This window comes from Ruegeria sp. 6PALISEP08 (assembly GCF_001238295.1).
Classification (GTDB): domain Bacteria; phylum Pseudomonadota; class Alphaproteobacteria; order Rhodobacterales; family Rhodobacteraceae; genus Ruegeria.
The window spans coordinates 36325-55871 of the sequence record NZ_LGXZ01000011.1 but is presented as its reverse complement, the minus strand read 5'-3'; the positions used below and the strand labels follow the sequence as shown (position 1 = coordinate 55871).

Here is a 19547-nt window from a genome sequence, read left to right as displayed (position 1 = left end):
GGTCGGGGCGTGGGCGCCCCAATCCATTTTGTGAGTACATCAGGAAGGCCCTGATCCGAGGTCAGAGCAACCCTTCGGCGCGCAGCAATTCCTGCATGTTTGCCTCGGGGCGTGGGCCGATATGGCTGATGACTTCGCGGGCACAGACATTGCCGATCTTTGCGCAGGTCTCGTAATCCCGACCTGTGGCCATGCCAAACAGGAAGCCCGCAGCAAACTGATCGCCCGCACCTGTTGCATCCACGGGCACAACCTTTTCGACCGGTACGTCAATGCGGTTGTCACCATTCAGAACAGTCACACCGTCGCCTGAACGGGTGCAAACCACCAGCGGACAGATCGCGGCGGTTTTAGCCAGTGCTTCGTCCAGATCGTCGGTTTCAAACAGCGATTTGATCTCGGCCTCGTTGCCGATTACGAAATCCAGCTCATTCTCGATCAGCAGCAGGAAATCGACCCGGTGACGTTCCACGCAAAACGGATCGGAAATGGCGATACCGGCCTTGCCGCCGCCTTTGTGACAGGCTCGTGCAGCTTCAAGAAACGCGGCTTTGCCTTTTTCCTTATCGAACAAGTAGCCTTCGAGGAACATGATCTGGCTGTTGCCAGCGACGTCATCCGATACGTCCTGCGAGGACAGTTCGGACGAAATGCCCAGATAGGTGTTCATCGACCGCTCGCCATCGGGCGAAACAAAGATCATCGAGCGCGAGGTCGGCAGTTCTCCACCCGGAACCGGCGGGTTCACGAAATCAACGCCGTCTTCGTTCATCGCATCCGCGTAAAAACGACCCAGAGCGTCATCATGCACCCGACCGATGAAGGCGGAATCCAACCCCAACGCACCGGCACCCGCGATCGTGTTCGCCACAGACCCACCTGGGGTCTGCACGCGACCTTCCATCGAAGCATATAGCACCTCGCCACGCTCCTGCTCAATCAGCTGCATGATGCCTTTTTCAATGCCCATCAGTTCCAGGAAACTGTCATCGGCCTGGGAAATCACGTCTACAACGGCATTCCCGATGCCAGTCAGTTGGTAAGTTTTCATAAGGTTTTGTCCTCGAATTGACAGAGATCACGGATGATGCAGGTCGGGCATTGCGGCTTGCGCGCCTTGCAATGGTACCGGCCATGCAGGATCAGCCAGTGATGCGCATGGAGTTGAAAGTCAGCAGGTATGTTGTCTTCGATGGCCCGCTCGACCGTGTCCACATCCTTGCCGGGGCAAATGCCGGTGCGATTGCCGACGCGAAAGATGTGTGTGTCCACCGCTTGCGCGGGTTGCCGCCACCACATGTTCAGAACCACATTGGCCGTCTTGCGCCCCACACCCGGCAGCGATTGCAACGCGGCACGGGAATTGGGCACCTCGCCATTGTAATCCTCGACCAGAATACGGCTGAGTTTGATGACGTTCTTCGCCTTCTGCCGGAACAGGCCGATGGTTTTGATATGTTCGATCAGACCCCCTTCGCCCAGATCCAGCATCTTTTGCGGCGTGTCGGCGATTTTGAACAGCTCGCGCGTGGCTTTGTTGACGCCGGCATCGGTCGCCTGCGCCGACAGCGCCACGGCCACGACCAGAGTATAGACGTTCACATGCTCCAGCTCGCCCTTGGGTTCGGGGTCGGCCTCCTGAAAGCGCGTGAAAATCTCGCGGATCGTATGATAGTCGAGTTGCTTAGCCATCCGGGCCTTAATGCCGTCCGCCGAGCCGTGACACAAGTCCTAAGCCAATGCGCAAGTTCCGGGTCGCTTGGGCGTGGCGTGCGCGCTATGGTTTTGTCAGGAAATGAGGTAGAACCATGAACGTCCAGACCCCAGAAAGCGGATACCATTACAACGTCATGCGTCGGGCGATCGACCTGATTGATCAGAGCGGCGAGGGTCTCGGCCTTGATGAACTGGCACGCCAGATGGATATGAGCCCGGCCCATTTCCAGCGCCTGTTCTCCCGTTGGACTGGGGTGTCGCCGAAACGGTACCAACAATACCTGACACTGGGACACGCAAAGGCATTGCTGCGCGAACGGTTCACGACCTTGGAAACGGCGCACAACGTGGGTCTGTCCGGCAGCGGCCGTCTGCACGATCTGTTCCTGAAGTGGGAATCCATGAGCCCCGGCGAATACGCCCGTAAGGGTGCAGGCCTGACGATCTATTGGGGTTGGTTCGAATGCCCGTTTGGCCCTGCACTTGTCATGGGCACCGACAAGGGCATCTGCGGCATGGCCTTCGGGGCCGAGACCGGCGAAGAGGCCGCGATGGAGGACATGATCTCGCGCTGGCCGAAAGCTGAATTTGTCGAGGATCCGATGCGCTTGCGCCCTTGGGTGCTCAGTGCTTTTGGCGCCGCCAGTGACCGGCTGGAGCCAACGCCGCTTTATCTGATCGGATCACCCCTGCAGATCAAAGTTTGGGAAGCGCTGATGCACATTCCGTCGGGGCAGGTCACCACCTATTCTGAGATCGCGCAGCGCGTGGGCTCACCACAAGCCGTGCGCGCCGTTGGAACGGCGGTTGGGCGAAACCCGGTCAGCTGGCTGATCCCCTGCCACCGAGCGCTGCGCAAGTCGGGTGGTTTGGGCGGCTACCACTGGGGTCTGCCGGTCAAACGCGCCATGCTGGCCTTTGAAGCGGCGCAGGCAGATGCCTGATTGACAGATGACCTGACCGCTGCGAAAAGGCATCGCAGGTTCGGGTCCCCTGCCGTTCGCGGCCTTTGGCTTTGGTGAAACCCGGTTTGAAGAACATCTGTTGCCCATTTCTGGCGCGCGGATGGAAATGCGAACCCTGTCCAGACTTCGCGCCCGTTCAAGGAAACGAGGCACATGATGACACGAATCCAAACCGTTGCTCCGGTTGAAGAGCTGAAAGCGCAAGCCAAACGCCTGCGGGAAAAACTGAAGGCGACAGGTGTTGCGCTGTCGCACAGCGCCGCATTGGAACTGCTGGCCCATCAGCATGGCGTACGAGACTGGAACACATTGAATGCAATGGCTGGGAACCGGATGCACTTGCGTGTAGGCGACAGGGTCGAAGGACGATATCTGATTCAGGCGTTCACCGCGGAAATTCGCGGTATAACTATGCTGGGCGATGGTGCTCGTCGCCGGGTTACCCTGCACTTCGATACGCCGGTTGATGTGGTACGTTTCGATAGCTTCTCTGCTTTTCGACAGCGCGTTACCGGAGAGATTGGCTGGGACGGCCGATCCCTACGGCACACTTCCGATGGGGAACCCCAACTTGTGGTACGGCCTGTATAATACACTAAGGGCGAGGCACATGAGTCGCCTCGCCCAATCCGCGCAACTCGCCGGGAAGCTTATTCCGCAGCCCAGCCGCCGACGGCTTTGACTTCAAGGAAGTCTTCCAGACCGAAGACACCGCCCTCACGCCCGTTCCCGGATTGCTTCATGCCCCCGAACGGAGAGCCCGCGCTGCGTGACTGGCCATTCATCTCGACCATGCCCGACCGTAGAACCCGCGCCATGCGATTGGCGCGCGCGCCATCCTGGGTCTGAACGTAGTTGGTCAGGCCATAAGGCGTGTCATTGGCGATCTCGACCGCCTCCTCTTCGGTGTCGAAAGGGATCATGGTCAGGACCGGGCCAAAGATCTCTTCGCGCGCGATCGTCATCTGGTTGTTCGCATCGGCAAAGACCGTGGGGCGGACATAGTAGCCCTTGTTCAGCCCCTCAGGCCGTCCAGTGCCGCCAGCGACCAGTCGCGCGCCTTCATCGATGCCTTTCTGGATCAGGTCTTGGATCTTGGTCCACTGCACCTCATTCACCACCGGGCCGATATGGCGGCCTTCATCGGCGGCTGGACCGACCTTGATCATGTTGGCCACTTCAGTCGCCGTTTCCACCGCCTTGTCATAGATCGGGCGCTGCACCAGCATCCGGCTGGGGGCGTTACAGCTTTGGCCGGTGTTTTGCATCATGTGCAGCACACCGCGCTTGACCGCTTTCTCGTCTGCGTCCCCGAAAACCACATTCGCACCTTTACCGCCTAATTCCAGATGCACCTTCTTGAGCGTATCGGCGGCGTTCTTCGAAATCGCGGTGCCCGCGCGGGTCGAGCCGGTAAAGCTGACCATATCTACATCCGGGTGGCCGGACAGCTGAGAGCCAACGCCTACCCCGTCGCCATTCACCAGATTGAACACGCCGGGCGGGAAGCCTGCTTCGTCCATCATCTCGGCAAAGATCATCGCGTTCAGCGGGCTTTGTTCTGATGGTTTCAGCACCATGGTGCAACCTGCAATCGCTGCCGCACCGACCTTGAGCGTGATCTGGTTCATCGGCCAGTTCCACGGCGTAATCAAAGCAGCAACGCCAACCGCTTCATGGATGATCCGGTCATTCGGCGCGTGATCACCCAGCGGGCGTTCAAATTCAAACGCTTTGGCTGCGCGGATGAAGTTCTTCAGGTGGTAGATACCTGCGCCCGCCTGTGCCGAGCGCGCCAGATCGATCGGGGCGCCCATCTCAAGCGACATTGCCTGCGCCAGATCTTCGGACCGGGCCGCATAAAGATCGACCAGTTTTTCCACCAGCGCGATGCGGGTCTCCACCGGGGTTTCCATCCAGCCGGGCAGGGCGGCCTTGGCAGCCGTAACAGCTGCATTGGTATCGGCTTCAGCGCCAAGCGAAATCACCGCGCAGGGCTCTTCGGTCGAGGGGTTGATGACTTGGAAATCACTGGGCCGCGATGGAGCGACCCACTGACCGTTAATATAGAAATCCCGCTTTTCGATCATCATGAGCCCTCCTGAAGGTTCAGCATTCATCCGGCTGTTCGCGCACACTCTGTCATCCATACCTGGATCGGGCAATAGTGGATTTGATCAAATTATTTTCTCGAGGTGTCCACGAATTCCGTATCCTTGGACGAGGTGGATGGTTTAACCTTCGCTCAAAGTGATTAGGTTCCCAGCAACCGACTCAGGTTTTTCACAGGAAAGGAGATGCCCCATGGGTTTGCGCATCAACGACACCGTCCCGAATTTCACAGCAGAAACGGATCAAGGCACAGTTCAGTTTCACGATTGGATTGGCGACAGCTGGGCCATTCTGTTCTCGCACCCAAAGGACTTCACCCCTGTTTGCACCACCGAGTTTTCGGCTGTTGCGCAGTTGAATGACGAATGGGCCGCACGCAACACCAAAGTGATCGGCGTGTCGGTCGACGGTGTCGAGGACCACAAGAAGTGGAAGAAAGACATCGAAGAATACGGCAAGGCCAATCCCGGCTTTCCGATTATCGCCGATGACGGTCTGGCCGTGTCAAAAGCTTTCGACATGCTGCCTGCCGAAGCCTATCTGCCCGATGGCCGCACACCGGCTGACAGCGCCACCGTGCGTTCGGTCTTTATCATCGGCCCGGACAAGCAACTGAAACTGTCGATGACTTACCCAATGACCGTGGGCCGGAACTTTGCTGAAATCCTGCGCGCGCTGGACGGGCTGCAAATGTCGGCCAAAGGCGTTGCAACACCGGCCAACTGGGTGCCGGGCGAAGACGTTATCATCCCGCCGGCCGTGTCGAACGAAGACGCCAAAGCCAAGTTTGGCGAGTTTGAGACGATCTTTCCCTATCTGCGCAAAACCAAAGCGCCGTCCTAAGACGGTTGCCGGGTTGGGGGGCTGTTTGCCCCCCAATCACGCCTTTCTGCGCGATTCCCCCCGAAGATATTTATTGGCCAGATGAAGCAGGCGGTTGCTACGGACAGGGTGATCCGCAAAAAACCTAATGTAAGCTGATCTCTGTCGATTAATCAGAATGCCCCCGCACCTGAAGCGCGGGGGCAAATAGGGGAAGGAAAACCGGAGAGAAACCTAACCCCCATGTGATCAAAACTTGTAACGAAGTCCGAAATTGACGCTGAACGTATCCAGGTTATCTTCGACCGTTCCCGTCAATGCTCCATTCGGGGCCAACCGTTCCGACGAAACGTCAAAGGCCCGTGCATAGCGGGCGTCCATGGTAAAGGCGGTTGACGGGTTGATGTCATAGGCCACGCCCGCGATCAGCTGAGCGGCAAAAGTGGTGTCGCTGTCATCCAATGCCACACCGGGTCCGTAGGCAAAATCCAGATCCGAATAGGTGGCGCCCAGACCAAAACCCGCAAACGGAGTCAACGCACCAGCCTGTTTGAAGTCGAACAGCACGTTGGCGAAGAGCGAGGTTTGTGAAACATCGCCAGAAATGTTGCCTTCTGGTGCTGGACCATTGCCCGAGAAATTTACCCCATCCACATCACTTTCGCGGTACGACAGTTCCAGTTCGGCGCGCGTTCCGACCGTGTCATTGGACCACTGCGGGATCTCTTTACCGATGGCCACACCCAGTCCAAAGCCTGCATCAAAATCCGTATCGACCGATTGCGGCGCGTCACCGATCGTGCCCGTAAGGTCGCTGTCTTGCAGTTGGCTGTAGCCGATGAAGCCCTGAACATAGGTGCCATCACCCAGGCTCTGTGCGGTTGCTGCGGTTGTGCCCAGCATCAGGGCGGCGGAGGTCAGGATGAAGCGACTAACCATGATCATGTCCTTTGTTCCAAAACGCTTCCCGGTGTAGATCGTGTGTCTGGCGTTGCAGGGAAAGGGTTTGGATGCTCACATTGGGTCACTCTATTTTGGGACCGTGTGACAGAATAAATCGTTTCACCGAACTGTTGTCGCTGAACGTCAAGCCGTCGATTTCTGGTATGCGCGTGGACGTGCTATTGTGTCAGAAGGGCGTTGTTCTACAGGCGAAGGCCATCGGGATTTCACTGTACTTTGCAGGAGAGAACCATGGCGTTTACAGATTGGTACGTTGAAGGAGAAAGCTTCGGCAACTGCAATTGCGGTTATGCCTGTCCTTGCCAATTCGAAGAACTACCCACCCACGGAAACTGCCGGGGCTTCGAAGTGCTTGAGATTGGCAACGGGTATTTCGGCGACACAGATCTCAGTGGTACCAAGGCAGCGCTGATCTATGCCTGGCCGGGGCCGATTTTCGAGGGTGGTGGAGAAATGCAGGTGATCGTTGATCCTGCGGCGAGCCCGGGGCAACGCGCTGCGCTTGAAAAGGTCTTTCTCGGTGAAGAAACAGAAGAGATGGCAACACATTGGTACGTGTTTCGCGCCATGTGCGAGAAGGTGCACGAAACGCTTTACCTGCCGATTGATTTTGAAATGGACATGGAAGAGCGCACCGCACGCGTGTCCATCGGCGATGTGCTAAGCTCGACGGGGCGTCCCATTGAAGCCCCTCATGGCGGAGGACCGCATCGCGTGCGTATCGATATTCCCGGCGGTATCGAATTTTCTTTGGCCGAGATCGGCAGTGCCACCACGCGCTCAGATGCGGCGATCAAACTGGATTTGAAAGACAGCTATGGTCAGTGGCATGTCCTGAAACATGGGCCGCGCGGCGTCGCTCATTAAACAGCATCAAGCGGCTCTCTTCAGCAGGTTTGGATGTACCTGCCAATTTGGAACCTTCAGGTCTGCTTTCAGCATTCCGACCTCAAAAGGTTTGAGGACCGGCAGCACAGTCGGCCCGTAACCGTCCGCGCCGCGGGACAGGTTCGGAAACAGGTTGAACAACCTGCGCAGGGTGGCAGGTGTCATCGCACTGAGGGTGGTTTCGCCGGGATAGAAGGATTCGGACCAGATCCCCTCGACACTCACCAACTCATGCTGATCGAAGAGGATGTGAATATACTCAACCCCCTGCGCAGGCAGGTCCTGCACAATGCTTTGCCCATTGATCAATGCCTTCGCCGGGGCCAGCATCACGGTCTCGCCATGCATCAGTTCCATCATGGCTGAGGTAACGGCGACCCGATGTTGCGGCGACACTAACAGATCGTGCTTGGGGCTGTTCGGCCCGAAACAGCCCGCCTTGAAGCGCACCGGGCACAGATGCGGAGAGAAGCGCAGCTCTTGCGCCGACAGATGCCGTCGACCGATCCAGCGCACCGGACGGATGTGCCCATCTGAGGTTACGACCGGATCTCCGGGTACCAGCCCTTCCACCTGGCACTGTCCCGTAGGGGTCAGGATCAGTGACCCCGTGGTGAAGCACACGAAAGAGGGTAGGCTCTGGTACGGGGTAGAAGACGCGGTGCCGCCAAAGCTGGTGTCCTCGATGGTGTCATTCAGCGCCGCCTGACCCGAGGTGACGATGATGTAACGCGGGTTGGTGAACTGGATCAGGGTGAAACTGACCGGAGCGCCATCGATCGTACCAGTATATGTCTCGAACGTGCTAAAATTCTGAGAAGAGGCAGTAAAGCCCGGCAATCCGGAAAGATCCAATTGGGTGCTGTCGGGGTCAGGATCGTGCAAGATGGCGTCGTTATCCGTGATTTCAACAGAATACGCTGCCGTGATGTCGACGTCGCGCGTGCTGAACGGGTCCGCGCTGATTTCATAAACGGTAATCGAAGCCACGGTTGTACAACATCCCTGAGAGCGACAAAATCACCCTTAAGGTTGTGCTAATACGTTTAAGAAACGTTAATAGTTGATTTACCAAAGCCAGAGTGTGGGGCTGCGTATGGTCGCCCCGCACAAAAGAAAGGCCCCGGACAACGCCGGGGCCTTTCGTGTTCAGCAAGAGGGGCAGATTACTCTGCGCTTTCCTCTTTCTTTTCTTTCTTCTCGGGAACGATCTCTTCGCCGGTTTCCTGATCGACAACTTTCATCGACAGGCGCACCTTGCCGCGATCGTCAAAGCCCAGAAGCTTGACCTTCACTTCCTGACCTTCCTTCAGAACATCTGACGGATGGTTCAGGCGGCGGTTTTCGATCTGGGATACGTGGACCAGACCGTCGCGTTTGCCAAAGAAGTTCACGAAGGCGCCGAAATCGACGATCTTGACCACTTTACCGGTGTAGACCTGACCTTCTTCCGGCTCTGCCACGATCGAATAGATCATGTCGTATGCCTTCTGGATCGATTCACCATCGGGCGAGGCGATCTTGATGACGCCGTCATCGTTGATGTCGACCTTGGCACCCGAGGTTTCCACGATCTCGCGGATGACCTTGCCGCCCGAACCGATCACTTCACGGATCTTGTCGGTTGGGATGTTCATGGTCTCGATGCGCGGCGCGTGGACCGAGAATTCGTTGGTCTCGGACAGGGCTTTGCCCATCTCGCCCAGGATGTGCATCCGGCCGTCCTTGGCTTGCGCCAGGGCTTTCTCCATGATCTCGGGCGTGATGCCTGCAACCTTGATGTCCATCTGCAGCGAGGTGATGCCGTTTTCGGTACCCGCAACCTTGAAGTCCATGTCGCCCAGGTGGTCTTCATCACCCAGAATGTCCGACAGGATGGCATAGTCGCCGTCATCTTCCAGGATCAGACCCATGGCCACACCGGCAACGGGTGCCTTCAGCGGAACACCCGCATCCATCATCGACAGCGAGCCGCCGCAGACCGACGCCATCGAGCTTGATCCGTTGGATTCGGTGATCTCGGACACGATGCGGATCGTGTAGGGGAAGTCGGTTGCCGCAGGCAGAACCGCCTGCAGGGCGCGCCATGCCAGCTTGCCGTGACCGATCTCACGACGGCCCGGGCCCATGACCCGGCCAACTTCACCAACTGAATACGGAGGGAAGTTGTAGTGCAGCAGGAAGTTCGATTTGAAGTTGCCGTGCAGCGCGTCGATGAACTGTTCGTCGTCGCCGGTGCCCAGCGTGGTCACGGCCAGTGCCTGTGTTTCACCACGGGTGAACAGGGCCGAACCATGGGTTCGCGGCAGCATCGAGGTCTCTGCGACGATCGAACGGATATCGGTGGTCGAACGACCGTCGATCCGCTTGCCGCCCTTGACGACGTCGCCGCGCAGAATGCCGGCTTCCAGTTTCTTCATTGCCGAACCGAGGTTGCCGTCTTCCAGCTGCTCTTCGGTCAGTGCTTCCTTGATCGCCTCACGGGCAGCGGCAACAGCGGCGGTGCGCTCTTGCTTGTCGGTGATCGCGAAGGCGGCGCGCATCTGTTCTTCACCGGCGGCCTTCACGGCTGCAGACAGTTCGGAATAGTCGGGTGCCTGGAAGTCGAACGGCTCTTTCGCGGCGTCTTCGGCCAGCGAGATGATCAGGTCGATGACCGGCTGAATCTGCTCGTGTGCGAATTTGACCGCACCCAGCATTTCCGCCTCGGACAGCTCGTAAGCTTCCGATTCAACCATCATCACAGCGTCTTTGGTGCCGGCAACAACCAGATCCAGACGCTGTTCGGGGTTCAGGCGCAGGTCCTGCATGTCGTCGACGGTCGGGTTCAGGACGTAATCACCATCCTCAAAGCCAACGCGGCAACCGGCGATCGGGCCCATGAACGGCGCGCCGGACAAGGTCAGCGCAGCCGATGCTGCGATCATCGCAACCATGTCGGGGTCGTTGACCAGATCGTGGGACAGCACGGTGCACATCACCAGAACTTCGTTTTTGAAGCCGTCAACGAACAGCGGGCGGATCGGACGGTCGATCAGACGCGCAGTCAGCGTCTCTTTCTCGGTCGGGCGCGCCTCGCGCTTGAAGAAGCCACCCGGAACCTTACCGGCGGCATAGTATTTTTCCTGATAATGGACGGTCAGCGGGAAAAAATCCTGACCCGGCTTTTGAGCCCGCGCAAAGGTCACGTTTGCCATGACGCTGGTTTCGCCCAGCGTGGCAATCACGCTGCCGTCTGCCTGACGGGCAACTTTGCCGGTTTCCAGTGTGAGCGTCTCTTCGCCCCACTGCATCGATTTCTTTGTTACATCAAACATATGCGTATCCTAGAAGGGAGCACTCCCGGCCCTCCGGGTCTCCCGTTTGAATGGCGGCCCCATTGCCGCCGACCCCACTTTATCTTCCATTCGAGTGCCAGGGTCAGGGCACAACGTCTCAGATACCGCGCGCATACATGAGAATGCGTTGAAAGGAAAGAGGTCTAGCTTAACGCTGGGGTGGTTTCCCCACTCAGAAAGATCGCTCGCGGGACTTCCGTAGTGAGCGGATGTCCGTTGCTGTTTCAGGACCTGGTTGCGGACTGGTCGCCGGCAAAGGTGCATCGCCGCTGTGTTTCAGAAACGCCAGAGCGCAAACCGACCAGATCCAAGAGTTCAGCCAAAGCAGAGCCGCACTTGCTGCTATTCCTTTCAGTATAAGGTCTAAATCGAAATCCGGCAGAGACTGAGTCAGGATGATCGAGATAACGGAAATGAAGATCGGCAGAAGCGCAAAAAGCGCTGTCAAAAGTCCGAAATAAAACTGAAGCAAGATCGAGAAGAAAAAAACGCAGAACAACGGGATGAAACTGCGGCCAAAGCCGAAAAAAAATCCACGGCTCGGTGCGCCGTAGCCCGCTTCTTGTGCGGCGCTGGCCATAGGGACGGCCATCGCGGCACTGACGGCCGCATAGATGATGTACAAAACAATGGCTGTGCTGCCGAAGGTAAGCAGAACAAACGATGTCTGAACTGAGTCCGCAGCATCATTTACCGCTGTCAATGAGATTGGCAGATCAAGCTTCCAGAGGGAAAAAACCGCCGAGGCAACACGCACCACTATACTCAGAGCGCCCAACACGATCAGGAAAAACACTCCGTATTTGACAGCATTCAGAATGAGTATCTTTAGGTCAGTGCGACGCGTGTCCCCTTTGATTGCAAGAGCGGCGCGTATACCAAACAGGGTAATTATTGGCAGAGTTGACCGGTTCGCTCAGGGTATCTGCATAACCGGCTGTAATGGTGTCCAAAAGCGACCAGACAATCGATGAAAGGAAATAGATAACGATTACCGGAACGATCATCCGCGAAAAAACGCCGAATGACATGGGGACAGCTCTTAGGATGACGAACATATAATGGGTCCGAAAACTAAGTATGCAATGGTCAGGTACAGTGACTTGACGTGTGAAACGTGAACTTTTCGAAAAGAGTGTTTCAGTAAGTTCTGCTTATTGGAGAGAGATGTGCAAGGAGTATTCTGGAGGGTTGTGCGATCTGGAATCAGGACAGATCAATCACATAGCTAAAGTTGAATGCAATTGAAGAAATAGCAAGGTTGTATAAGCTCTTACGAACAAGCCCGCGGTCGAAATGACGGAAAAGCGCCAAGGGGGTAACTATCTCATAACCGTCCGCCGACCGAATACCTTGGCGTTTGCAAATAGCGAACAGAAGGGCAATCGAATGGCACAAACAAAGAAGATGCTGGATCCGGACCCCCGGATTTACGACTTCGAAACAGAGTATGAACTGGGGCAGGATAACGTCCGGCCGTTTGGTCTGGACATCCACAACCCGGTCTTTCTGATCTCGAGTATTATGATCTTTGGGTTCGTCCTGATCGCATTGGCCAACCAAGAGGCCTCTGCTGAGTTCTTCGGCTGGCTCCGGCCCTGGCTGACCAGTACGTTCGACTGGTTTCTGGTGTTGTCCGTGAACGCAATAACCCTGTTCTGCCTGGTCTTAATCATTCTGCCGGTGGGTAAAGTCCGGATTGGCGGCAAAGATGCCAAGCCCGACTATTCGTACCCCGGATGGATCGCGATGATGTTCGCCGCCGGTATCGGCATCGGACTGCTGTTCTTCGGTGTGATGGAGCCGGTCTATTACAACTTTGCCGAGGACGGGAATGCCCGCCCGCTGGGCATCGATATCGCGGTGCCCGGCAATGAATACGCCGGGGTCATGGGCACCATTCACCATTGGGGTCTTGAGGCCTGGGCTGTCTATGCAGCAGTGGGGCTCAGCCTTGCTATTTTCGCGTATAACCTGAACCTGCCATTGACCCTGCGGTCCGCGTTCTATCCCATTCTCGGTGAACGCGTCTGGGGTTGGTGGGGCCATATCATTGATACGCTGGCGGTGTTTGCAACGCTGTTCGGGCTGACCACCTCACTGGGACTTGGCGCACAACAGGTCGCCGCCGGTTTGAATGAGGTCTTTGGGATCGCTCCAAGCTCTACCGTTGTTGTCTTGCTGATCATCGGTATCACGATTATCGCCATGGGCTCGGTCCTGATGGGGATGGATGCAGGCGTCAAGCGGTTGAGTGAGATCAACATGATCATGGCCGTCGGGCTGTTCGTCTTCGTTATTGCTGTGACAGGTGTTGGAACAGCCGCCTCGCGGTACTTCAACGTGATGAAAGATTACGTTCTGCATTTGCCAGCGCTTTCCAACCCGTTTGGGCGTGAGGACACCAGCTATTTCCACGGTTGGACGACCTTCTACTGGGCCTGGTGGATCGCTTGGTCTCCCTTTGTGGGCATGTTCATCGCGCGTATCTCGCGTGGACGCACGGTGCGCGAGTTTATGATCTGTGCGCTTCTGGCACCAACTGCCGTCTGCGCCTTGTGGATGTCGACATTCGGAGGTGCCGCCATCGACATGCTGAATGCCGGCGGTGCCGAGGGTGTGCACGCCACGGTGATCGAAAGCTATGCCCCCGAAGGCGCGCTGTTCGGGTTCCTGAAGGAATTGCCGCTCTACGGAATTGTAGCTCCTATCGCCTTGATCCTGATCGTGATCTTCTTTGTCACCTCATCGGATTCTGGTTCGCTGGTGATCGACACGATCACGGCAGGCGGTAAGATGGACGCTCCGGTTGTACAGCGCGTATTCTGGTGCACGCTCGAAGGTTTGGTGGCCATCGCCCTGCTGCTTGGGGGTGGCCTGTCCGCCCTGCAAGGTGCAGCTGTTTCAACAGGGATACCGTTTACGCTGGTGGTCCTGATGATGTGCTACTGCTTGTGGCTGGCATTGAAGTCAGAGAAATCGAAGATGTAGAATTGGGTGTGTTTCAACGACCCAAACGCCCACCGAACGGTGGGCGTTTTTTTGGGTTCTGTCGATTGCGCATAAGGAACGGTGACTTTCACGGCTATATATACGCTCACCAGTATGAAAAAAGCTGCGTTAGGCGGCGCTGTGTTTGTGGCCAAGCGTTGGAAACCCAAGCTTTATGATACCGTTGAAACAGGGAAGTATCCAACTTTGCCCTAGGCAGAGAACCTTGCCCGCATTTTCAAGTATTCTCGGGCTGAGCTATTGCGTTGACGTTGAATCCTCTGAATAGGACTTTCACTGCAAAATAAACTGCTTTGAACCACTTTGGGAGGAACAAGTGTCAATTGTTGATGTTCTGGCTGCGCGCCTGATTGAAGATGTCAAATCCAATGACCTGTCAGGCAACTTCCTGATGCTTGGGCGGCAGGACTGGGTGGGCGCGCGCCGGTCGGCATCCGCAGACTTGTTCAGGGAAACCTTGCAGAAACACTTGCCCGGCGTGACCGAAGCCGAACTTTGCAACTCGGAGGATGGTTACTCGGAAACCTTCTTTCGGAAACTGGGGTTCTCTGAAGTGGACTCTCTGGATTATTCGGACTTCGAAGGCGCGAGCATTGTTCAGGATCTCGCCGGGGATTTGCCTGACACTCTGGTTGGTAGATTCGACGTCATTTATGATGGTGGCACCTGCGAGCACGTGTTCGACTTGCCGACCGCCTACCGGAACATTGACACGATGCTTAAGCCCGGTGGGGTGTTTATTGCACACTCTCCTTCGAACAATTGGATCAATCACGGCTTTTATCAGATTTGCCCAGAGATCGTGTATGGCTTCTGGGTCAATGCGATGAACTACGAGGCTCTGAAATGTGTGTGGCAACCGTTAAGGCCATATGCCGCGCGTAATGTGGTGAAAATGACGGACCCCAACAAGACAAAGAAACGTCCGCGCCCGCTTGGATCGTTTAATCCCGGATTGCCGGTGCTGTTGGATTATGTGGTCCGAAAACCGTTTGCTGATATAGGGAAACCCGGCAGCGTGTCGCAAAGTGACTATGCCACGCGTTGGGAAAAACACGCTGATAGCTAACAGCGGTGCGTCTCGATAGAGCTTCCTTTGCGTTCAATGGTTTTCCATCCGTTGTGGCACGTTCTGAGGGGTATGACGTCTTGATCCCAGTTCAGGTTAAATGCGCATGACCTGCTGAAGCAGATCGCACCATGCCGCGTAGCATTTGAGGTTCTGTTTTGTCTTTTTTTGATTTCTGTGGAGTGTGCATAAGTCGGGGTGGTTTTCACGGTATTTTGACTGGACTTACGCGTTCGCCAATACGAACAAAGCCGCGTCAGGCTGACGCTATTGTTGTGGCCGGGCGATGGGGAACCAAGCGATAGGGCGCTATTGTAACGGGGAAGTTTCCAACTTAATAACGACGTAAGACGAAATGAACTCAATGGTTTGCTTGGTTTTGAACGTCACGGGTCAATAGTGTTAGGATTGAATATTGGTTGCGATTAATTTTACCACGTTGCTGCAAAATGGTTCGCAGACTGTCGTTGATGCCGATGGTGATGTTGTTGTCGTAACTGCAACCTTCACAAGTGACTTCTTCGTCAATGGTTCCGGCGACGTACAATCCGACAATGCGGTGGATACCAATCCGGATTCGTTCACCCTGACCTTCTCGAAACCGGTCAAGGATTTCACTTTCACGGTTGGTGATGTGAACTCGAACGGATTTGGCGGCGGTTTCAACGACCAAATCACAGTTCAGTCAACGCTTGACGGGTCGCCTGTTGTAACAAATCTGAATTTTGGAACCAGTGGAACAACCGCTGTGTACGAAGCGCCCTTTGGCACGAACGTGACGGAAACCGTGACAGTTCCAGGTCCACTTGATCAGATCACACTCACCAATTTTGACCCGGATCAGCAGCATGGCTGGTTGTTTTTGACGACCGGCGACATTGGCGATGTCGTGTGCTTCACCAATGGTACGCAGATCGAGACTGACGATGGCCCGAAATCAGTTGAGGATCTTGTCCCTGGCGATAGGGTTTTAACCCGCGACAACGGATATCAACCGCTGCGTTGGATCGGCAGGAAAGAAGTCTCGACAGATCGGCTTCGCGAAAACCGAAAGCTGCGCCCTGTGCGCATTAAGGCAGGTGCATTGTCTTCTGGTCTGCCATGCCGGGATCTGGTTGTGTCCCGCCAACACAGAATGCTCGCCGTGTCCGAAATTGCGAGACGCATGTTCGGAGCTTTAGAAATCCTGGTTCCAGCCCATAAGCTTACTGAGCTTCCAGACGTTGAAGTCGAAGATCCGGTTCAGCCAATAACGTATTATCATCTTCTGTTCGATGGCCACGAAATCATCTACGCGGAAGGGACGCCTACAGAGAGCATGCATACTGGACCAGAAGCGATGAAAACATTGCCTCCGGAAGCCTTGGAAGAAATCTTCCAGCTGTTTCCCGAGTTGGCTGAACGTGGTGCTCAGGAAAAGCTTGCAAGGTTTACACCAAAGGGGCGGCAACAGAGAAGTTTTATTGCCCGCCTCGAAAAGAACAACCGGCCGTTTGTCGCCACGGTCTGATTTGATTGGCCGGCATAGCCGATGTTGGTTCTGCGCTGTCATGCAGTTTGACCCGCAAGAAATGCGGGAATGCAACGCCAGGATTCAAATCCCCTTAAAAAGGAAAACACCCGCCAAAATGGCGGGCGTTCAAGTCAGATTATCCGGGTCTGAGGACCCGTAAAAATCGCAAAAGCGCTTAGCGGCGGATGCCCAGCTTTTTGATCAGGTCCTGGTAACGCGCTTCTTCTTTGCCCTTCAGGTAGTCCAGCAGCTTACGGCGCTGAGCAACCATTTTCAGCAGACCGCGACGACCGTGGTTGTCTTTTTTGTGGGTCTTGAAGTGCTCGGTCAGGGTGTTGATGCGAGAGGTCAGGATTGCAACCTGGACTTCAGGCGAACCGGTGTCGCCGTCCTTGGTTGCGAATTCTTTCATGACGCGTGCTTTATCAGCGGCAGTGATCGACATCGGGGTCTCCTTTATGGGTTAGAGTTGATGGCGCAGGCCGGGATGTCGTCCAGCACAGGCCCATGGAGAAAACCGCACCGATTCCGATGCGGATGGGCGCGTATAGGCGCATTTTTGTCAAATGGCAAAGGGAATCTGTGGACTCAGACCATGTGACCGTATTGCGCAAGTTGCGCTTCTGTAATCAGTTGAATATCGGCGATGGTCATCCCCTCGGCCCCGTATACCTGCGCTACGTACTGACCGTTGATGATCACGCGCGTCAGATTGGCGTTGTCAGTGTCGGGTTCCACTTCAATCTCGGGGGAGGTCTCATCCTCCCAGGTAACGAGCAGCTTGTCCTCACCGGGCTGGAAGCCCATGACGGTGACTTCTTCGTCACCCGGGCTCAATACGATGTCATCTGCGCCCTGACCGCCGGTCACCACATCCCCTGAGCCCGCTACAATGGTATCATCCCCATCCCCGCCGTTCAGGAAATCCTTTTCGGCAACGCCCTCTTCGTTGCCGAACACAAAGTCGTCCCCGTCGCCGCCAAAGATCGCATCTTCGCCTGCGCCGCCTGTCAGGACGTCATCCCCAAAGCCGCCCTGCAATGCGTCGTCATCGGCCCCGCCTGCCAGTGTATCGTCCCCCTGACCGCCATAAAGCTCATCTTCGCCATCGCCCCCGTCCAGAGTGTCGTCGCCAAAATGCCCGAACAGAGCGTCATCGCCGGTGTCGCCAAACAGCAGGTCGTCATCCGCTTCGCCATGCAGGACATCGTCGTCCTGTCCGCCATAGATGGTATCCATCCCGTCGCCACCATGCAGAACGTCATCCCCTTTCCGCCTTGGATCGTATCGTCACCGCCATAGCCGTTGATCTGATCCACGCCGTCCTCTCCGGTAATGACATCGGGATCGTCATCTCCTGCAATCACCAGATCGCCTTCGAATTCCGAAATCACGATACCAGTGGACAGGGGTGTGACCTCGGTTTCGACGGGGTCTTCGACATTTTCGCCGATGTCCAGAAATTCTCCGGTTTCGACGCTGGTTTCTGCGTCATCTTCGGGGATGTCATCTGACACGTCCTCGTCTTCGATCAGCATGTCGCTCATCGCGTACGCTGCACCGCCAATGGCGGCCAGTCCGATCAATCCGGCCAGAAACATGACACCCCTCCGATATCAGAATGCTCCGAGGGTGAATGTTTCATGCTGCGGGCAGCGACTTCAAAGGCAAGTCGTTGAAATGGTTAATACTTTGTCACCATCGCTCAGGCTTCTGGGTGTAGGCGATGTAAAGGGGATGCTTGGGGTGGCCGTCTTTGGTCAGACCCAGATGGAACAGTGGTTGACCCGTGTTACGCAACAGCTGTTCAACTGCCGGGCCACGGTCCAGATGCGCACCATGGGTGCCCCAGGCGGCGATGACCTGATCGGCCCAATTCACACCGTCCAGAATGGCTGCGTCATTCGCAGGCCCGACTGGGTCGGCAGCGGCACGCATCTTGCGCGGGTCGGTGTCGCGCCAGGCAAAGATGTTGGTAACCTGAAACGCGCCAAAACCCAACGCCCGCGCACGCCGTTCGCAGCGTTCCACCGTAGGGTCGTTCTGCACTTCGGTCGCGGTCGAGGGGTTCAGCATCACAAACAATGCCTTCCGCCCCGCCGCATCCCAGACACGGGTCAGGCTATAGCGGTACTTTTCGCAATCGGAATAGATGGCGGTCGAGGGCGCGTCGCCCTTGGTATGCGTTCTGGTGATCATGCCACCCGCCTAACACGTGGTTCAGGCGACGAACACCCGGCTGGGGTGCAACTCGCCCGATTTGTAGATGCCCACTGCCACCGCCTTGCCATCCAGCGAGGCCCAGGCTTCATCGCCGTATTCGACGTCTGACGCCAATACCATACCCGGATTGCCGTTGCGCAAACGGGTGGCGCCCTCGGCAGTGCACTTCAGCTCGGGCAGGTCCGACAGGCCGGTTTCCAGAGGGTGCAGATACGCGTCCAGCGCGGTGGTCTTGGCCATCTCGTCGATCTGTTCGATGGTCATGCCATCTTCGGCCTCGAAAGGGCCGGACCAGACGCGGCGCAGTTCCTTGACGTGGCCGTGACATCCCAATACCTCACCCAGATCGCGCGCAATCGAGCGCACATAGCCACCCTTGCCGCAAGTCATTTCCAACACCACGTGATCTTCATCGGGGCGGTCGACAAGGACCAGTTCCTCGACCCAAAGGGGCCGGGCGGTTAGTTCCACATCTTCGCCATCGCGGGCCAGCTTGTAGGCGCGCTGACCGTTAATTTTTACCGCCGAGAACTTTGGCGGGACCTGCATGATGTCGCCCAGAAACGGGGTTAGCGCCGCTTTGATGTCCTCATCCGTAGGGCGCGCATCGCCTTGTGCGATCACTTCGCCCTCGGCATCGTCGGTATTGGTGGCCTGACCCAGCCGCACAGTGAACGTGTAGGCTTTCAGCGCATCGGTGATGTAAGGAACGGTTTTTGTCGCCTCGCCCAAGGCCACGGCCAGAACGCCAGTCGCCTCAGGATCCAATGTGCCCGCATGGCCCGCTTTTTTGGCGTCCATCGCCCAACGCACCTTATTGACCACGGCGGTCGAAGTCATGCCCGCAGGCTTGTCCACCACCAACCAACCGGAAATGTCACGACCCTTGCGTTTGCGTCCCATCTTGCACCTTGCCCTTTGCTGAG

The 19547-nt window shown here is 56.5% G+C and carries 18 protein-coding genes; 7 read left to right on the top strand and 11 right to left on the bottom strand.

The annotated features are described in order from the left end of the window. Window positions 1-61: 61 nt before the first annotated feature. The gene (locus ALB80_RS15980) at window positions 62-1051 is read right to left on the bottom strand and encodes an adenosine kinase (protein WP_050605094.1); all 990 of its coding nucleotides are present in this window, start codon (window positions 1049-1051) and stop codon (window positions 62-64) included. Continuing rightward, window positions 1048-1692 (bottom strand): endonuclease III, encoded by a 645-nt coding sequence (gene nth / locus ALB80_RS15975; protein ID WP_050605093.1) that lies wholly within the window; start codon window positions 1690-1692, stop codon window positions 1048-1050. Before nth ends, ALB80_RS15980 begins: the two co-directional genes overlap by 4 nt. Before the next feature lie 116 nt (window positions 1693-1808). On the opposite strand from nth, the gene ALB80_RS15970 reads away from it, so the two are divergent. Further along, window positions 1809-2660, top strand: coding sequence for a bifunctional helix-turn-helix domain-containing protein/methylated-DNA--[protein]-cysteine S-methyltransferase (locus ALB80_RS15970; RefSeq protein WP_050605092.1), 852 nt, complete (start codon window positions 1809-1811; stop codon window positions 2658-2660). 174 nt (window positions 2661-2834) lie between these two features. Beyond that, window positions 2835-3272 (top strand): glyoxalase superfamily protein, encoded by a 438-nt coding sequence (locus tag ALB80_RS15965; protein WP_050605091.1) that lies wholly within the window; start codon window positions 2835-2837, stop codon window positions 3270-3272. Between the two features lie 59 nt (window positions 3273-3331). Here ALB80_RS15965 and ALB80_RS15960 read toward each other — a convergent pair whose 3' ends face one another. Further along, on the bottom strand, window positions 3332-4771 hold the full coding sequence (locus ALB80_RS15960; protein ID WP_050605186.1) for an aldehyde dehydrogenase family protein: 1440 nt from the start codon (window positions 4769-4771) through the stop codon (window positions 3332-3334). Window positions 4772-4985: 214 nt separating this feature from the next. On the opposite strand from ALB80_RS15960, the gene ALB80_RS15955 reads away from it, so the two are divergent. Then, complete coding sequence (locus ALB80_RS15955; RefSeq protein ID WP_050605090.1) at window positions 4986-5636, top strand: peroxiredoxin; 651 nt, start codon at window positions 4986-4988, stop codon at window positions 5634-5636. A 228-nt stretch (window positions 5637-5864) separates the two neighbouring features. On the opposite strand, the gene ALB80_RS15950 is transcribed toward ALB80_RS15955, so the two are convergent. Continuing rightward, window positions 5865-6554 (bottom strand): outer membrane protein, encoded by a 690-nt coding sequence (locus ALB80_RS15950; RefSeq protein WP_172677906.1) that lies wholly within the window; start codon window positions 6552-6554, stop codon window positions 5865-5867. Between the two features lie 255 nt (window positions 6555-6809). On the opposite strand from ALB80_RS15950, the gene ALB80_RS15945 reads away from it, so the two are divergent. Beyond that, entirely contained in the window at window positions 6810-7445 is a 636-nt protein-coding gene (locus tag ALB80_RS15945) for a DUF1326 domain-containing protein (RefSeq protein WP_050605088.1), read from the top strand. A 6-nt stretch (window positions 7446-7451) separates the two neighbouring features. On the opposite strand, the gene ALB80_RS15940 is transcribed toward ALB80_RS15945, so the two are convergent. The 3 genes from ALB80_RS15940 to ALB80_RS15930 all read right to left on the bottom strand — a co-directional run bounded on the left by ALB80_RS15940 (window position 7452) and on the right by ALB80_RS15930 (window position 11561). Further along, complete coding sequence (locus ALB80_RS15940; protein ID WP_050605087.1) at window positions 7452-8456, bottom strand: Hint domain-containing protein; 1005 nt, start codon at window positions 8454-8456, stop codon at window positions 7452-7454. A gap of 176 nt (window positions 8457-8632) precedes the next feature. Then, the gene (gene pnp, locus ALB80_RS15935; RefSeq protein WP_050605086.1) at window positions 8633-10783 is read right to left on the bottom strand and encodes a polyribonucleotide nucleotidyltransferase; all 2151 of its coding nucleotides are present in this window, start codon (window positions 10781-10783) and stop codon (window positions 8633-8635) included. A 193-nt stretch (window positions 10784-10976) separates the two neighbouring features. Next, window positions 10977-11561, bottom strand: a complete 585-nt coding sequence (locus ALB80_RS15930) for a hypothetical protein (RefSeq protein ID WP_157054229.1) — start codon at window positions 11559-11561, stop codon at window positions 10977-10979. A gap of 632 nt (window positions 11562-12193) precedes the next feature. Between ALB80_RS15930 and ALB80_RS15925 the strand changes: the two genes are divergently transcribed. From ALB80_RS15925 to ALB80_RS21915, 3 genes are all read left to right on the top strand, one after another. Further along, the gene (locus ALB80_RS15925; protein WP_050605084.1) at window positions 12194-13795 is read left to right on the top strand and encodes a BCCT family transporter; all 1602 of its coding nucleotides are present in this window, start codon (window positions 12194-12196) and stop codon (window positions 13793-13795) included. Between the two features lie 337 nt (window positions 13796-14132). Then, window positions 14133-14885: a class I SAM-dependent methyltransferase gene (locus tag ALB80_RS15920; RefSeq protein ID WP_050605083.1), complete on the top strand. Its 753-nt coding sequence runs from the start codon at window positions 14133-14135 to the stop codon at window positions 14883-14885. A gap of 415 nt (window positions 14886-15300) precedes the next feature. Then, complete coding sequence (locus ALB80_RS21915; RefSeq protein WP_172677905.1) at window positions 15301-16395, top strand: Hint domain-containing protein; 1095 nt, start codon at window positions 15301-15303, stop codon at window positions 16393-16395. 178 nt (window positions 16396-16573) lie between these two features. On the opposite strand, the gene rpsO is transcribed toward ALB80_RS21915, so the two are convergent. The 4 genes from rpsO to truB all read right to left on the bottom strand — a co-directional run bounded on the left by rpsO (window position 16574) and on the right by truB (window position 19524). Continuing rightward, a complete protein-coding gene (rpsO, locus tag ALB80_RS15910) occupies window positions 16574-16843 on the bottom strand; it encodes a 30S ribosomal protein S15 (protein WP_050605082.1) in 270 nt (89 codons plus the stop codon). A gap of 143 nt (window positions 16844-16986) precedes the next feature. Next, a complete protein-coding gene (locus ALB80_RS22705; protein ID WP_253276892.1) occupies window positions 16987-17637 on the bottom strand; it encodes a calcium-binding protein in 651 nt (216 codons plus the stop codon). A gap of 456 nt (window positions 17638-18093) precedes the next feature. Beyond that, window positions 18094-18597 (bottom strand): DUF1643 domain-containing protein, encoded by a 504-nt coding sequence (locus tag ALB80_RS15900; RefSeq protein ID WP_050605081.1) that lies wholly within the window; start codon window positions 18595-18597, stop codon window positions 18094-18096. Between the two features lie 21 nt (window positions 18598-18618). Beyond that, window positions 18619-19524: a tRNA pseudouridine(55) synthase TruB gene (gene truB / locus ALB80_RS15895; RefSeq protein WP_050605080.1), complete on the bottom strand. Its 906-nt coding sequence runs from the start codon at window positions 19522-19524 to the stop codon at window positions 18619-18621. Between the last annotated feature and the right edge of the window lie 23 nt (window positions 19525-19547).